Source organism: Microbacterium sp. P5_B6 (assembly GCF_056400345.1).
Genome location: NZ_JBFULL010000028.1, coordinates 1 through 14,005, shown reverse-complemented (window position 1 = coordinate 14,005; position 14,005 = coordinate 1). Strand labels below are relative to the sequence as shown.

Genomic DNA, 14,005 nt, shown 5'->3' with positions numbered 1-14,005 from the left:
TCCGTCATACCGAGCCGGTCGATGACCTGCTTCATGGTTTCAACAGGGCAGGGTGAACCAGCCATGATCCCTGTTCTCAGCGTGCGGAGATCCAGCGCCTCCACCGCGGAATCGTTGAGCATCGCGATGAACATCGTCGGCACACCGTAGAKCGAGGTGCATCCCTCCTTCGCGACAGCGGCGAGCGTCGCTGCGGGGTCAAAGGTGGGGCTGGGGATCACCATTGTTGCTCCGTGACTCGTGCATGCAAGGTTGCCCATCACCATCCCGAAGCAGTGGTAGAACGGCACCGGAATACACACCCGGTCGGCCTCTGTGTAGTGCAGCAGTTCACCGACGAACCACCCGTTGTTGAGGATGTTGCGGTGCGAGAGCGTCGCTCCTTTCGGGAACCCTGTCGTGCCGGAGGTGTACTGGATGTTGATGGGGTCATCGGGTCCGAGGTCCGCCTCGATCTCATCCAGCCTCGATGTCTGATGTTTCCGCCCGCCCTCGACGAGCGAATCCCACGATCCTGTTCCGATCAGCACGACGTGCAACAGGGTTGGTATGTCACGCTGAGCATCACCGATCATGCCGCCGAAGTCAGCGCCCTTGAACTGCGGTGCAGCGATGATCGTGTTCATACCCGACTGCCTGATGACAAAGGAGAGCTCGTCACTTCGGTAGGCGGGGTTGACAGTGACAAGAATCGCGCCGATGCGCACCGTCGCATACTGCACGAATGTCCACTCCGGACAGTTGGGCGCCCAGATCCCGACTCGATCCCCTTTACGCACCCCAAGCTCGTGCAAGCCGAGCGCGACCGAGTTGACCGCGTCCACGAAGTCCTCGTAGGTCCACCGACGGTCGCTTTGCACATCCACCAGCGCCTCCCGGCGTCCATGAAGGGACGCGGTGTCCAGCAGGTTCGCACCAATGGTTGCCTCCAGCAGTGGCGAATCTGTCCCACCTTCGGCAAGACTCAGCGGCACCGCTTTCATGGCTGCAGGTTGCGGTGGCCGGAAAGAGCATCGTCCAGGTCGCCGGTRTGGACAGCGCGCAGGACTGCGATCGCTTCATCGCGCCAGGCTCGCGCGGCAGGCATGATCTTCGTGAACGCGCTGGATGGGTGAATGTGCCCGAGTTGCAGAGAGGTCGTCGCCGGCACCTTCGCCTCATTCAGTTTGCCGGCGTATGCCGCGGCATCATCGCGGAGCAGGTCGAACTCGGAGGGCATGATGTAGGCCGGCGGCAGGTCGGCGTGGGTTTCGGCGAGTAGGGGTGATGCGTACGGGTCACTCGGGTCGCCGTCCTCCCCCAGGTAGAAGGTCACGAGCCGTTCGACGTCTGCGCGGTGGAGGGCATAGTTCGAGCCGAGCTCCGGGTCGGAGTGGGACGGCAGGCTCCGAGTGAGATCGACCGCCGGCACTTCGAGCAGTTGAAAGAGGACGGCGGGGCCCTGTTCATCACGGTTCTTCAGGCACAGGGCGGCCGCGAGGTTCGCGCCGGCCGATCCGCCGCCAACGGTGATCCGTGACGGGTCCACGCCGATCTCTTCGGCATGCTCGACGACCCAGAGCAGTGCGGCCTGGCAGTCGTTCAGCGGAATGGGATGCTGGTGCTCCGGCGCTTTCCGGTAGTCGACCGTGATCGCGACGCAGTGGGCGCCAACGGCTCGTTCCCGGCCGATGATGTCCRTGAAGACGCTCAGCCCGCTACCGGCGACCCAGCCACCGCCGTGGAAATACAGGTGCGCGGGAAGCACCTCATCCAGAGTGGGGCGGTAGATTGCCAGAGCGATAGTGCCCCCCTCGACGGGAATATGCACGATGCGCTTCTCAGCAACGTCGGGACCCGGTTCCGCGACCAGTTCGACCAGGGCGGCCGCGTCCGCCTCGCTCTGGGCGCGCCAGGCGGGGAAGTCGATCTCTGCGGGCAGCGGGGGAGTCGGGACGAAGGCGGTGAGGATCGGGTCGAGGGCCATGAGACTTCTTTCCGTGGGGGTGTATTCAAAGGGATTCGCGAAGGGCGGCGCAGAGTGCTTCGGCGCGGATGTCGTCGTCGCCACCGAGGGCGATGGTCTGGTAGCCGAACCCGAGACCGAGTGAGGGCTGCGCGAAGGCGAGTTGCCCGCCGGCGCCATCGTGTCCGAAGCTGCCGGGGCCGGCCATGCCACGTCGCCCCGAGTGCAGCATGAACCCGGTGCCCCACACATCGCCCTTGTCGGGGCCGATGAACGGCTTGCCGTAGGAGAGCGGCACGGTCGCCCGAATGATGGCGTCATCGCTGAGCAGGCGAGGACCTTCGGTGGGGTAAGCGGTGGCGCTGTACAGGGCAGCGATGTCCGCCGCGCGAGTGACGATGTTCGCGGCCGGGCTTTCCGCGCCGAGGACGGCGGCCGTGTTCGCTGCGGTGAACAGGTCCGGGCCGTACGCGCCATCCATTAGCATCGCCCGAATCACCAGAGCGGTCTCATCTGCGGACAGCGGAATTCCGCCACCGGGACCATCGGGTGGCAGCACGGGTGCCAGGTCGGGGTCGTTCACATCCGCGCCGTAAGCGATCTGCAGCCCGAGCGGACCCGCGACATTCTCCGCGAGCCACTGACTGGGGCGCTTGCCGGTCGTCCGTCGCAGCACCTCTCCCGCGATGAAGCCGACCGAGACCGCGTGGTAAAGGAACGCCGTTCCGTGCTCCCAGAGCGGCTGCTGAGATGCGAGGTCATCGACAACGGGAAACCACTCCCCGAGGGCCGCCGCATTCCAGGGCTGCGAGAACGACGGGATTCCAGCGCGGTGCGCTAGGGCTTCCCGGACCGTGATGCGGTCCTTGCCGTGGACTCCGAACTCGGGCCAGTAGGCCGAGACCGGCTGATCCAGATCGAGCAGACCCTGATCAGCGGCCATCAGCAGGCTTATCGCGGTGACGCCCTTACTCACCGAGAACAGGATGCTACGGGTTGCCGTGCTCCACGGGATGCCTGCACGGGCCTCCCCGCCACGGATGTCTACGACKGTGGCGCCTTCGATGACGATCGCACACGCAGCACCGCGATCTCCGCGATCGCGGAGATTGAGGGCGAAGGCGTCCGCGACGCGTCCGAACCCGGATGCGACGTGACCGTGCACGGTCTGGTTCCCGGTCATTCAGCTCTCCTCCGAACCGTCATGAATCCTCTTCGATTAATCGTGTCGACCGCGCCGTCGTTCGCTACCGTAAGGCCGCGGGTTAATCGTGTCAAGCACTTCGGCGCAAGAGCACGCAGCAGGTGGCCAGCGGTCGTCTCGCGCGGCGCATTCGGCTGCTCGATAACGCTTGTGCAACCGGGCAGAGATTGTGCTTGACACGATTAATCAATCGCCGTACTGTTGGCCTCGACAGCGTGGTTGACACGATTAATCAAGGAGGATTTCGATGCCGAAGTTCCGCATACTCGAACAGGCGTCGCTGGTCGGCTCCGCTAGCCAGGGTCGGAGACGATTCAGCCCTCGCCGCGCGGGAGCTGTTCTGGCGGGTGCCGTTGCGATCGTTCTTGCYGCCACCGCCTGCACCCCAGGAGGCGGCGGTACGTCCCAGTCCGGAGCGCCATACGACGGTGACACGCTCACCTTCGCGACGGCAGCGGCGCCTCCTTCGATGAATCCCGCGATCGGCGACCCGGCGTACGGCCTGCTGTACCAGTGGGCGTACGACCCCCTTGTGATCATGAATGGCGACGGAACTTTCTCGCCGGGTCTCGCCGAGAAGTTCGGTTACGTCGGCGAAGGAAACCAGACGTACGAGATCACGCTGCGAAAAGGCGTCAAGTTCAGCGACGGAACAGACCTGGATKCCCAGGCGCTGAAGGGATACCTCGACTACGCACGCAGCCAGACCATCGGCTCCGCAACTACTCTGCTCGCGTCCGTGGACTCGGTCGACGTCACCGAACCCCTCACCGTCCGACTCACCCTGAAGCGTCCAGACCCCGGCCTGACGTTCGACTTCGCACAGGCTTTCGGCGTCGGCTTTGTGATCAGCCCCGACGCGATCGCCGATCCCGCGTCGCTCGACACCACCACCGCCGGCGCCGGTCCCTACACCCTTGACCCGAAGAAGACCGTCGCGGGTGATCACTACACGTTCGTGCAAAACCCGAACTACTGGGACCCCGAGCGGCAGCATTGGAAGAGCGTGATCGTCCGCGTCATCGGGAACGCGTCCTCGACGATTCAGGCGATGCAGTCCGGCCAGGTTCAGGCCGCTTTGGGCGACGCGACCACCATCCCCGCCGCCCGCAACGCCGGCCTGGAGGTCATTGCTCCGCCACAGGCGTTGTCCGGCATCAACCTCGCCGACCGGGGCGGTGAACTGTCGAAACCGCTCGGTGATGTACGCGTGCGGCGGGCGCTCAACATGGCTGTCGATCGCGACACCATCGCCAAGGCGCTCTACGGCTCGGAAGAGCTCACGCTCTCCCAGTACGCGCTCGAGGGGCAGTCGGGGTACACGAAGGATCTCGCGGAGGCGTACCCCTATGACCCGGAAGCGGCCAAGAAGCTGCTGGCCGAAGCCGGCTACCCGGAAGGGTTCACTCTCCCTGTGCTCGCCACGTCGTTGTCAGGTTTGGACAAGCTCACCCAGGCGGTCGCCGGTCAGCTTCAAGAGGTCGGCGTGACCCTCGACATCACCACGAAGGCCACCGCCCCGGACTACTTCACAGCGATGGTGTCGAAACAGTACCCCGCCGCAGTCATCGCGTACGGGCTGGCCAACATGAACTCCCTCTGGGCGGGGTTCGTCAACCCAGTCGGACCGTTCAACATGTTCGGCACCGTGGACCCGAAACTTGATGCGCTCTACCAGCAGTACTGGACGGCGGACGAGAAGTCGGGCGTGGCCCTGCAGCAGCAGATCAACCAGCAACTGGTCGACCAGGCCTGGACGATTCCCGTGGTCGGTGCGCCGCTGAGCTATTACATCGGTACAGGACTGACCGGGCTGGACGCGACACCCGCGAACTCCGGTGTTCCGATGGTCACCGATCTCCAGCCCACCAAATAGCTGAGGAGTCTCCGTAACCGTGCTCCGACTGACCCTGCGACGGCTGGCGCTATCGATACCGCTGGCACTGGTCGCCTCCATGATCACCTTCTTGCTGATCCCGTTCCTGCCGGGCGACGCCGCACGCGCGCTGCTCGGCCCGAACGCCACAGCTGAGCAGCTCGCCGCCACCCGAGAGGAGCTGGGACTGAACCTTCCCATCTGGCAGCAGTACTGGAACTGGTTGACAGCAGCGCTGCACGGTGATCTCGGAACATCGCTGATCAGTCGGCAGCCGGTTGCGGAGACCCTCAACTCTCGCCTCGAGCCCTCGCTGTCCCTAATCATCGGCGCCACCCTGGTGGCGTCCGTGATCGGGATAGCGATGGGGGTTCGCGCCGCGAAGCGGGGGTTCTTCGGCCGATTCGTCGACTCCTCGTCCATCGTGGCCCTGGCTATCCCCGACTTCTGGCTCGGACTGGTCCTCGTCGTCGTCTTTGCGGTGCAGCTGAGGTGGTTCCCCCCGACCGGGTATGTCCCGATCGGCACAGACCCGCTGCTGTGGCTGCAATGCCTCGTCCTGCCGGTCATCACCCTGTCRTTGCCGGCACTGGCCCGGATCTCCAAGCAAACCCGTGACTCGATGAGCACGGCCTTGGACGGATCCTTCGTACGTACCCTTCGGGCAGCATCTGTCCGAGAAGAGTCCGTCGTCTACCGGCATGCCCTGCGCAACGCAGCCGTGCCGATCCTCACGGTCATCGGCCTGGTCTTCGTCGGGGCCCTCAGCGGGACGGTCGCGGTGGAAACGATCTTCGCCATACCCGGTCTCGGGAGCACGGCTGTTCAAGCCACCGCCTCCCGGGATCTTCCGCTCATCCAGGGCGTCGTCGTCTACTTCACGCTCATCACCATCGCGGTCAACCTGATCGTCGATCTCGCGTATGGCTACTTCAACCCCCGTGTGAGGGCGAAATGACCACCACAACCCATGACTGGCGGCGCGCAGAACGCGCGGCCACGCCGAAACGCAACCGACTCGTCCGCGCCTGGCGCAGTCAGCCGCTCGGTGTCATCGCCGCCGCATTCATCCTGCTGGTGGTGATCCTCGGGATCCTGGCCCCGTTCATCGCTCCGTACCCGGCCGGAAAGCAAGACCTGCTTGTCACGCTGAGCGGTCCGACCGCGGAGCACTGGCTTGGCACAGACACCCTAGGCCGCGACATCCTCAGCCGTCTGCTGTTCGCAATCATCCCGTCCCTCGGGTACGCGGCCGTCGCGACAGTTGTCTTCCTCGCGGTGGGGATTCCGTTCGGCATCCTCGCCGGCTACCGCGGTGGACGCATCGACAGCATCATCAGCCGCACCGCGGAACTGGCTATGTCGATCCCCGCGATCATCATCCTGCTGGTCGTGCTCGCGGTCTTCGCCTCCAACCCGGTTGCCGCCATGATCGCCCTGGGCATCCTCGCCTCTCCAGGGCTGATCCGAGTGGTCCGCGGTTCAACAATCGTCGTCAAGGAAGAGTCCTACGTCACCGCGGCGACCGTCGCCGGCGTCCGCCCCTCCCGCATCATGGCGACGCACATCATCCGTCGCGTTCTCGGCCCGATCCTGGTCCAAGCCTCCGTGTTCCTCGGAGCTGCCCTGGTCATCCAGGCAGCTCTCGCGTTCCTCGGCCTGCTCTCCCCCAGCGGCGACCAGCCCACGTGKGGCGGAATGATCGGGGAAGCCTCACAGGTCATCTCCTTCACGGCCTGGCCCCTCGTCCCCCCGGGCTTCGCGATCATCCTGATGGTCCTCGCCTTCGGCCTGCTCGGCGACGCGATCCGCGATGCCACCGCCGATGACGCCGCTCTCCTGGCACCGCGCAGGAAGCGGAAGGCCGCCCCAACTCCTGAGGCACGCACGCCGCTTGGTCTGGACACGCAGGGCCACTTGCTGCGAGTTGAAAACCTGCGCGTCGGGCTGGACAGTGGCGTCACACTCGTCGACGACGCCACCTTCACCGTCGATAAGGGTGAGATCGTCGCCGTCGTCGGCGAATCCGGCTGCGGGAAATCTGTCACGGCCCTGGCGACCCTCGGTCTGCTCCCACCGGGATTGCACATCGAAGGCGGCACGGTGATCTTCGATTCGGTCGACCTGCGCGCTGGTGGTGCCGCCGCCTACGCTGCGATCCGCGGCAGCGGGATCGGCTATATCGCCCAAGACGCCCTGGGCAGCCTGGACCCCACTCACACGGTCGACAGCCACCTGCGAGAAGTGGTGGCCAGGCACGAAACAATGAGCGCATCGGCCCTCAAAGCGCGCACACGTGAACTGCTCCAGCAGGTGCAGATCGCCGACCCGGAACGCGTCCTAAAGCTGTACCCGCACGAGATCTCCGGCGGCATGGCACAACGCATCAACATTGCGATCGCCCTCGCGGGGCGCCCGCGACTGATCATCGCCGACGAGCCCACCACCGCCCTGGATGTCACCGTTCAGTCCGAGATCCTGCAACTGCTCCGCCACCTGCAACGCTCCACCGGCATGAGCGTGCTCATCATCACCCACAACTGGGGAGTAGTGGCAGACATCGCCGACCGCGCAGTTGTCATGTATGCCGGTGAAGTCGTCGAAATGGGCGACGTGTACACCGTCTTCGAGGCACCGGGCTTCCCGTACACGGCCGCGCTTCTAGCCGCGGACCCCAGCACCTCCCCGCTCGGAGAACCACTCACCACCATCCCAGGACGAGTCCCCGCCCCCGGCAGCTGGCCCACCGGCTGCCGGTTCGCCACCCGCTGCCGCTTCGCCACCGACGCCTGCACCCAAGGTCCACTGCCGCTGCGAATCGTCCCGCCCGGGTCGGTCACCCGCTGCATCCGCGCAGAGGAACTCATCGCCGAAGGAGCGCTCACCCGATGAACGACCGTGCGCCCGTCCTCACCGCCGACAACATCACCGTGCGGTACCGGCGAGGACGCCAAGACTTCACCGCCCTGAACAACGTCAGCATCTCCATCCCGCACGCATCCACCGTCGGATTGGTCGGAGAATCCGGCTCAGGAAAATCGACCCTGGCAAAGGCCATCCTGGGGTTGGCGCCGATCGCGTCGGGTCGCGTGGAGCTCCTCGGGCAGGACATCACCTCGCTGACCGGCAGACCACGACGACAGCTGGGGCGGACCATCCAGGCAGTCTTCCAAGACCCCAACACCTCCCTGAATCCGTCCTTCACCATTCGGAGCAGCCTCATCGAGCCGCTTCGCGCACAGAACATGCTGGGGCAGGTCGACGTCAATGCACGGGTAGACGAGGTGCTCACCGCCGTCGGCATGGAACCGGACGCCGCGAATCGCCGCCCCCGCCAGTTCTCTGGAGGGCAACGCCAACGCATCTCCATCGCTCGCGCGCTGATCACAAACCCCCAAGTGGTGGTATGCGACGAAGCTGTCAGCGCCCTGGACCTCTCGGTGCAGGCTCAGGTCCTGAACCTCCTCAACGACCTGCAACAACAGCACGGTCTGAGCTACCTCTTCATCTCCCATGACATGTCCGTCGTCAAACACATCTGCCACCAGGTCACCGTCCTGTACCGCGGCGAGGTGAAAGAGGCCGGACCCACCGGGAGGATCACCACGCAGCCAGCCGAYCCGTATACCCGCGCCTTGCTGCTGGCCGCGCCGATTGCCGACCCCCGTCGCCAGCGAGAGCGCCGCGCAGCGCAGGACGCCGAGGAGCTGGAAGCCCGCTAGCTGTACCGGGTCCTGACCCGGTACAGCTAGATCTGCTCGCCCCGACAATCCACCCCCTCTTTTCACACCCCGAAGGACATGCAGTGCTCAACCCCGACGACCGATGGATCTGGGACTTCTGGCACATTCAGGACGGCGACATCCACCACCTCTTCTACCTGCAGGCACCCAAGACCCTCGGAGACCCCGAGCTGCGGCACCGCAACGCCACGATTGGCCATGCCACCTCCCCTGACTTGACCGACTGGACAGAACACGGCACCGTGCTTGGTCCGGGAGGGGCCGGTGCGCCGGATACCACCGCCACTTGGACCGGTTCGGTCGTCCGCGACGACGACGGCCTGTGGCGCATGTTCTACACCGGATCCACATTCCTCGACTCCGACAGCATCGCGAACGTGGAGATCATCACGGCGGCGGTCTCGAACGACCTGCACACCTGGACCAAGGACGGGGACGTGTTGGTCCGCGCCGATCCTCGCTGGTACGAAGTGCTGGGCGACTCCACATGGCCGGAAGAGGCATGGCGCGACCCGTGGGTCTACCGGGACGTGGCGGGGCTCTGGCACATGCTCGTCACCGCGCGAGCCAACACGGGAGAGGTCATGAACCGTGGGGTGGTCGGCCACGCGACATCCGACAACCTCACCGCGTGGACCGTCGAGCCCCCTCTGGCAGGGCCAGGCAGCGGATTCGGCCACCTGGAGGTGTTCCAGCGGGTGCAGGTCCACGGGCAGAACATGCTTGTCTTCTCCGCTCACGACGCAGTCATCTCTCGCGAACGCCTCTCAGGMGGCGGGACTTCGGGAACGTGGCTAGCTCCATGGAACGACCGAATAGATCTGGACGCGGCGAGAAACCTGACTGGCCCCGAGCTTTACAGCGGCAAGATCATCGACACGCATGCCGGACCGGTGATGCTCGGCTTCCCTATAGCGGATGGTGATGGAACATTCCTGGGCGGCATCCGCGACCCGCTGCCACTCATCCTCGAAGGCGGCACGCTCGCGCTCGGCAGCGCAGAGGGTAGGAAGTGACGGATGCCTTTCACGCCCTCGGCATGTACTGGGAAAGCCACGGTGCCGGTGAGGACCCGCCATCGTCCTCATCGAGGGGTACACCACAGCACGGCACGCCGCAGTCGCGGACGGAAGGAATCTCGACTACTTGTGGGGGAACGCCGAAGAGAGGACGCGGCCCATACCTTCAGGATGCGCGGCGGCCTCGATGCTCCCTCAGCGCAACGACGACCTGATCCCGCCAGGCAGCCGATTCAGCGAGCAGCTTGGTGAACTGAGAAGACCCATGCACCTGTCCTTCCCCAAGGGTGAAGGTCACCGCAACACCGGCGTCTTCCAGTCGGTTCGCATACCGTGAACCGTCCATTTGCAGCGGGTCGAACTCCGAGCTGATGATCAGGGCCGGTGGGAGGTTCGACAAGTCTTCTGCCAGCAGGGGCGAGGCATACGGGTCGGTGGCATCGATCGGTGAACTCAGGTACGCCTCGATGCACATGTCAAGATCGACCTTTGAGAGCGGGTAATCGCCGCCGCCGTACATCGCAATGCTGGCGCTTCCCAGTGTCAGGTCCAACGCGGGCACTTCGAGGATCTGGAATGTGATCCGCGGACCCTTTTCGTCACGAGCCTTCAGAGCGACGGCGGCGGCCAGGTTCGCCCCGGCGGAGCCACCACCAATGGTGACTCGTTTCGGATCGCCGTCGTACTCAGCGGCGTGCTCGATGATCCAATTCAGGGCAGCGTACGAATCCTCCAAAGGGATAGGGAACTTGAACTCCGGTGCGAGCCGGTACTCGACCGCGACGCTCACGTATTCAGCCAGAGCGGTGCGCTCTCTGCAGACGACATCGACGAACGTCTCCTCTATGGTCCCAGCCACCCAACCGCCACCGTGATAGAACACGTGGATCGGATGCGGCCCCTGACTGGCCGGCCGGTAGATCCGCACCCTTATCTCACCCCCCTGGACGGGAACCTTCACCGTGCGCACCGCCCCMACCTCGAGGGGTTCCAGCGCGACGAGCGCGGCGAGTGCTTCGGCGCCTTCCAGGCCTCCCTGACGCAGCCGCGGGAGGTCGCTGAGATCCAGAGGGGCGGCCGGAGGCGCGCTGTCCAGCAGTGCCTGCAAAGCCGCGATCACGGGCATGTCGGTATCGCTTCCAGGTCGGTGGCTGTCCACATCACCTGCGTGAAGACCAGCATCTTGCCGCGGTTGCTGTCCTTCGCCGCCTCGGCGATCGTGGCCAGCGAGACTGGCAAATCCGCGCCTACGCCGAGACCCATCAGAGTCAACCCGGCAAGGAGGACCCAGAAGTTGGTGGAGAACGTCGGCGCGAGCGCGCCGACGGCAATGATGATCATGGTCAGGATGAACAGCTTGCGGCGTCCGTAGACGTCCCCAAGTCGTCCACCGATCAGTGCACCGATGGCCCAGCCTGCGGTCACGACTGCCGCCAGCAGGCCCACTTCACTCGGGGTGAGACCGATCGTCTGCTGGTAGATGACGAGAGCGATCCCGTTGACAGTGAGGGCGGCTCCGCCGACGAATGAGGCAAGTCCAGCGATGATCGACACCCGCCACGGGTGTTTGTACACACCCACCCGAGGGGCTGAGCCGACCGTCTCCGCATCGGGCCCGGCTGTGACGGGCGTGTGCATGGGATCGTCCTTGATTAATCGTGTCAACCACACTGTCGATCCTTACGGTATGCGCTACGTTTAATCGTGTCAAGCAAAGGAGACAAGATGAGTTCCGTCCCTCTGACAGTCAGTGACGTCGCGCGAGAGGCTGGCGTCTCTCGCGCCACTGTGAGCTATGTCCTCAATGATCGCCATGACATGCGCGTCAGCGACGCGACCCGCGGCCGCGTGATGGAGGTGGCCCGCCGTCTCGGGTACGTAGGCTCACCCGCGGCCCGCGCACTACGCAGCGGTCGAGGCGACGTCGTTCTCCTCCTCGTCCCGGACTGGGAGGTGTCCGGCCAGCTCGAACTCCTGCTCGAGGAAATCGGGCGGCTCGTTGCCAAGTATGGGCTCGTGTGCCTCCGTTACGAAGGCGAACACTGGCAGGGCTCTCTTCATAGGCTGCTCTCCCGCATCCCATGCGCATGCGTGGTCACCTTCGACCCGCTTCATCAGGACGACGAACACGCACTCGAGTCAGCCGGAATCCCGGAGATCTCTGCCCGACTACTCGACCGCCCGGGCCTTCCGCACACAACCGCCATCGGACAGGACGCGATCGTTGCTGCTCAGGTCGATCATCTGCTCGCCCAGGGTTACTCCCGGCTGGCCTATCTGGCAATCGATGAGCCCCGCGGACGCGCTTTCACCGAGGCACGCGTGACAGCATTTCATGACATCTGCATAGCCCGAGGCGTGGACAACGCAGTCTCGGCAACAGTCCCCGGAGATCCCGCTGCGATCGCCGAAATGGTGCACCGTTGGACGGGGCAATCAGCGGAGCCACTGGGGATCGCTGCGTGGAACGACCTGGCAGCTCTGGCCATAACGAGCGCGGCAGCCGCTCAAGATACCCCGGTGCCGCATCGCCTTGGGGTCATCGGCGGCGACAACACCCCTATAGCCGCCTTCGCGCGCCCAGGAATCAGCAGCGTCAAGTTCAACTTGCCATCGGAAGCACAGAACATCGCCGCCCGGGTTGCCGAGACCATCGGACGAGACCCCAACCTCGAGCCCGCTGACAGCTCCCCGACGGTCGAAGTCGTACCGCGCCTCTCCACCGCCCTCCCCTGAATCAGGGGGCGTCACCACCGACTTGCCGAATCAGCTCCACGGGTGCACAGCCCGAGGCTGCGAGGTCAACCATGATCTGATCGCAGACTGAAACACCTCAGGGTCAACGTTCGCCTCCCATCCGTGTGGGGCCGCTTTCGTATGAACCAGCGTGACGTCCGGCTGCGCGGCGGCGTAAGCCTCCGTAAGCGCGAACGGGATCTCCTGATCGCCTTTGGAGTGCACGACGAGTGTCGGGACGGTGCCGACATTTGTCCGGCTCCAGTCGAGCCGGGTGAAATCGAGTGGGCAGGCGCGCCGATAACCCGACTCAGAATCCGAGACGCCAAAGCGTATGTCACGACCGGCGCGAAGAACCCCGGCAGCCCACCGCGCTCGAGACCGTGACGGATGATCTGTTTCCAGTTCGTTGCTGGGGCAATCAGCACCAGGCTGTCGAATGCTCGCGGGTCGCGGCGGAGCAGCTCGAGCGCGAGTCCCGCGCCCATCGACCACGCCACCACGTGGACCTCGGACGCTCCGTGGGTTCGGGCATAGGCGATCGCATCCGCGAGGTCGCTCCATTCGCGCTGACCAAGGTTCGAAACAGTCGCGGCCGGTCCGTCGCCGGCGCCGCGATACGTGATTGCGAGCGAGGTCAGCCCGGCGCGCTGCGCCACTTCTACCGAGCGGAGGGTGACCAGCCGTGACGTGCGGATGCCTTGGACGTGGATAACCCAAGCCCCTGTGCGAGCGTGACCGGGAAACAGCCAGGCCGGTGCTGATGTCCCGTCCCGGAGCGGAATGGTGACGTCCTCCCAGTTGCGGTCGATCTGTGCCGGGCTGTGCATGACATGACCGGTCCACTGTGCTGGAAACGGCTCGGTCGGAACTGGTGCCGTCGACTCGAGCAGCCGGCGGACAACCACCTCCCCGTCGGAGTGAACAACAGCACCGACGAGCGCGTGGTCCCGGAAACCGTCGCCGAACCAGAGTCCGTAGTCGCCCGCTGCGGTGGTCAGCACGGTTCTCGGCAGCTCAACTTCGTCGCCGATGCAACGTGCAGTGATCACTTTGCGGCGTGGCTTCACGCCGACCACGCGGAGAGTAAGGGTTCGTACCAGCCACGCGACGGGTGCGAGCAGAATCACCGCGCCAACCGCAATCACTATGCGGATCACGCGATGACCGCCCCGTCCGCAGTACTGGTCATCCGCACGACGACAGGCGCGCGCATCTGGCGGTCAAGCAGCCCGGCCGCCGCACGCAGCAGCATCCGCTCGCGCCTGGTGAGCTCCTGACTGTTGGCGATATCGGTGAGACGAACAGCGAGTCGGTAGGTCTCGTGCACGGGGTCCTCATCCGGGACCGTGGTCAACATCATCCCCCGGTCGACGTTCGCCTGCGTGAGCAGCCGCCCGAGCGCACTGTTCATCCATGCTCGGCCTGCACGTGTGACGGCGAAAGCGATGATGCCGGAGCACACCAGCACCACTCCTCCAT

At 64.9% G+C, this 14,005-nt stretch carries 13 protein-coding genes; 6 read left to right on the top strand and 7 right to left on the bottom strand.

Annotated elements, in window-relative coordinates; all coding sequences use genetic code 11:
• From AC1DP3_RS17270 to AC1DP3_RS17260, 3 genes are all read right to left on the bottom strand, one after another.
• On the bottom strand, positions 1 to 983 hold a 983-nt coding region (locus AC1DP3_RS17270; protein ID WP_477295436.1), incomplete at its 3' end, for an AMP-binding protein.
• Entirely contained in the window at positions 980 to 1,966 is a 987-nt protein-coding gene (locus AC1DP3_RS17265) for an alpha/beta hydrolase (RefSeq protein ID WP_477295434.1), read from the bottom strand. The genes AC1DP3_RS17265 and AC1DP3_RS17270, both read right to left, overlap by 4 nt.
• 25 nt (positions 1,967 to 1,991) lie before the next feature.
• Complete coding sequence (locus AC1DP3_RS17260; RefSeq protein ID WP_477295432.1) at positions 1,992 to 3,128, bottom strand: serine hydrolase domain-containing protein; 1,137 nt, start codon at positions 3,126 to 3,128, stop codon at positions 1,992 to 1,994.
• A gap of 490 nt (positions 3,129 to 3,618) precedes the next feature.
• On the opposite strand from AC1DP3_RS17260, the gene AC1DP3_RS17255 reads away from it, so the two are divergent.
• The 5 genes from AC1DP3_RS17255 (at position 3,619) to AC1DP3_RS17235 (ending at position 9,784) form a co-directional block, all read left to right on the top strand.
• The gene (locus tag AC1DP3_RS17255; protein WP_477295430.1) at positions 3,619 to 5,025 is read left to right on the top strand and encodes an ABC transporter substrate-binding protein; all 1,407 of its coding nucleotides are present in this window, start codon (positions 3,619 to 3,621) and stop codon (positions 5,023 to 5,025) included.
• 19 nt (positions 5,026 to 5,044) lie between these two features.
• Positions 5,045 to 5,983: an ABC transporter permease gene (locus AC1DP3_RS17250; RefSeq protein ID WP_477295428.1), complete on the top strand. Its 939-nt coding sequence runs from the start codon at positions 5,045 to 5,047 to the stop codon at positions 5,981 to 5,983.
• Positions 5,980 to 7,917: a dipeptide/oligopeptide/nickel ABC transporter permease/ATP-binding protein gene (locus tag AC1DP3_RS17245; protein ID WP_477295426.1), complete on the top strand. Its 1,938-nt coding sequence runs from the start codon at positions 5,980 to 5,982 to the stop codon at positions 7,915 to 7,917. The genes AC1DP3_RS17250 and AC1DP3_RS17245 overlap by 4 nt, the downstream gene beginning before the upstream one ends.
• Entirely contained in the window at positions 7,914 to 8,747 is an 834-nt protein-coding gene (locus AC1DP3_RS17240) for an ABC transporter ATP-binding protein (protein ID WP_477295424.1), read from the top strand. The genes AC1DP3_RS17245 and AC1DP3_RS17240 overlap by 4 nt, the downstream gene beginning before the upstream one ends.
• Before the next feature lie 83 nt (positions 8,748 to 8,830).
• On the top strand, positions 8,831 to 9,784 hold the full coding sequence (locus AC1DP3_RS17235) for a glycoside hydrolase family 68 protein (protein ID WP_477295422.1): 954 nt from the start codon (positions 8,831 to 8,833) through the stop codon (positions 9,782 to 9,784).
• A 169-nt stretch (positions 9,785 to 9,953) separates the two neighbouring features.
• Here AC1DP3_RS17235 and AC1DP3_RS17230 read toward each other — a convergent pair whose 3' ends face one another.
• Positions 9,954 to 10,913, bottom strand: coding sequence for an alpha/beta hydrolase (locus AC1DP3_RS17230; protein WP_477295420.1), 960 nt, complete (start codon positions 10,911 to 10,913; stop codon positions 9,954 to 9,956).
• Positions 10,904 to 11,425, bottom strand: a complete 522-nt coding sequence (locus AC1DP3_RS17225) for an MFS transporter (RefSeq protein ID WP_477295418.1) — start codon at positions 11,423 to 11,425, stop codon at positions 10,904 to 10,906. Before AC1DP3_RS17225 ends, AC1DP3_RS17230 begins: the two co-directional genes overlap by 10 nt.
• Positions 11,426 to 11,512: 87 nt before the next feature.
• On the opposite strand from AC1DP3_RS17225, the gene AC1DP3_RS17220 reads away from it, so the two are divergent.
• Positions 11,513 to 12,523 (top strand): LacI family DNA-binding transcriptional regulator, encoded by a 1,011-nt coding sequence (locus AC1DP3_RS17220; RefSeq protein ID WP_477295416.1) that lies wholly within the window; start codon positions 11,513 to 11,515, stop codon positions 12,521 to 12,523.
• Between the two features lie 65 nt (positions 12,524 to 12,588).
• On the opposite strand, the gene AC1DP3_RS17215 is transcribed toward AC1DP3_RS17220, so the two are convergent.
• Positions 12,589 to 13,683 (bottom strand): alpha/beta hydrolase family protein, encoded by a 1,095-nt coding sequence (locus AC1DP3_RS17215; protein ID WP_477295414.1) that lies wholly within the window; start codon positions 13,681 to 13,683, stop codon positions 12,589 to 12,591.
• A partial coding sequence (locus tag AC1DP3_RS17210; RefSeq protein WP_477295412.1) for a hypothetical protein occupies positions 13,680 to 14,005 on the bottom strand: 326 nt, incomplete at its 5' end. The genes AC1DP3_RS17215 and AC1DP3_RS17210, both read right to left, overlap by 4 nt.

Coding starts and splice junctions, on each gene's coding strand:
- AC1DP3_RS17225 (WP_477295418.1), bottom strand. CDS start 11,425: ATGCACACGCCCGTCACAGCCGGGCCCGATGCGGAGACGGTCGGCTCA.
- AC1DP3_RS17220 (WP_477295416.1), top strand. CDS start 11,513: ATGAGTTCCGTCCCTCTGACAGTCAGTGACGTCGCGCGAGAGGCTGGC.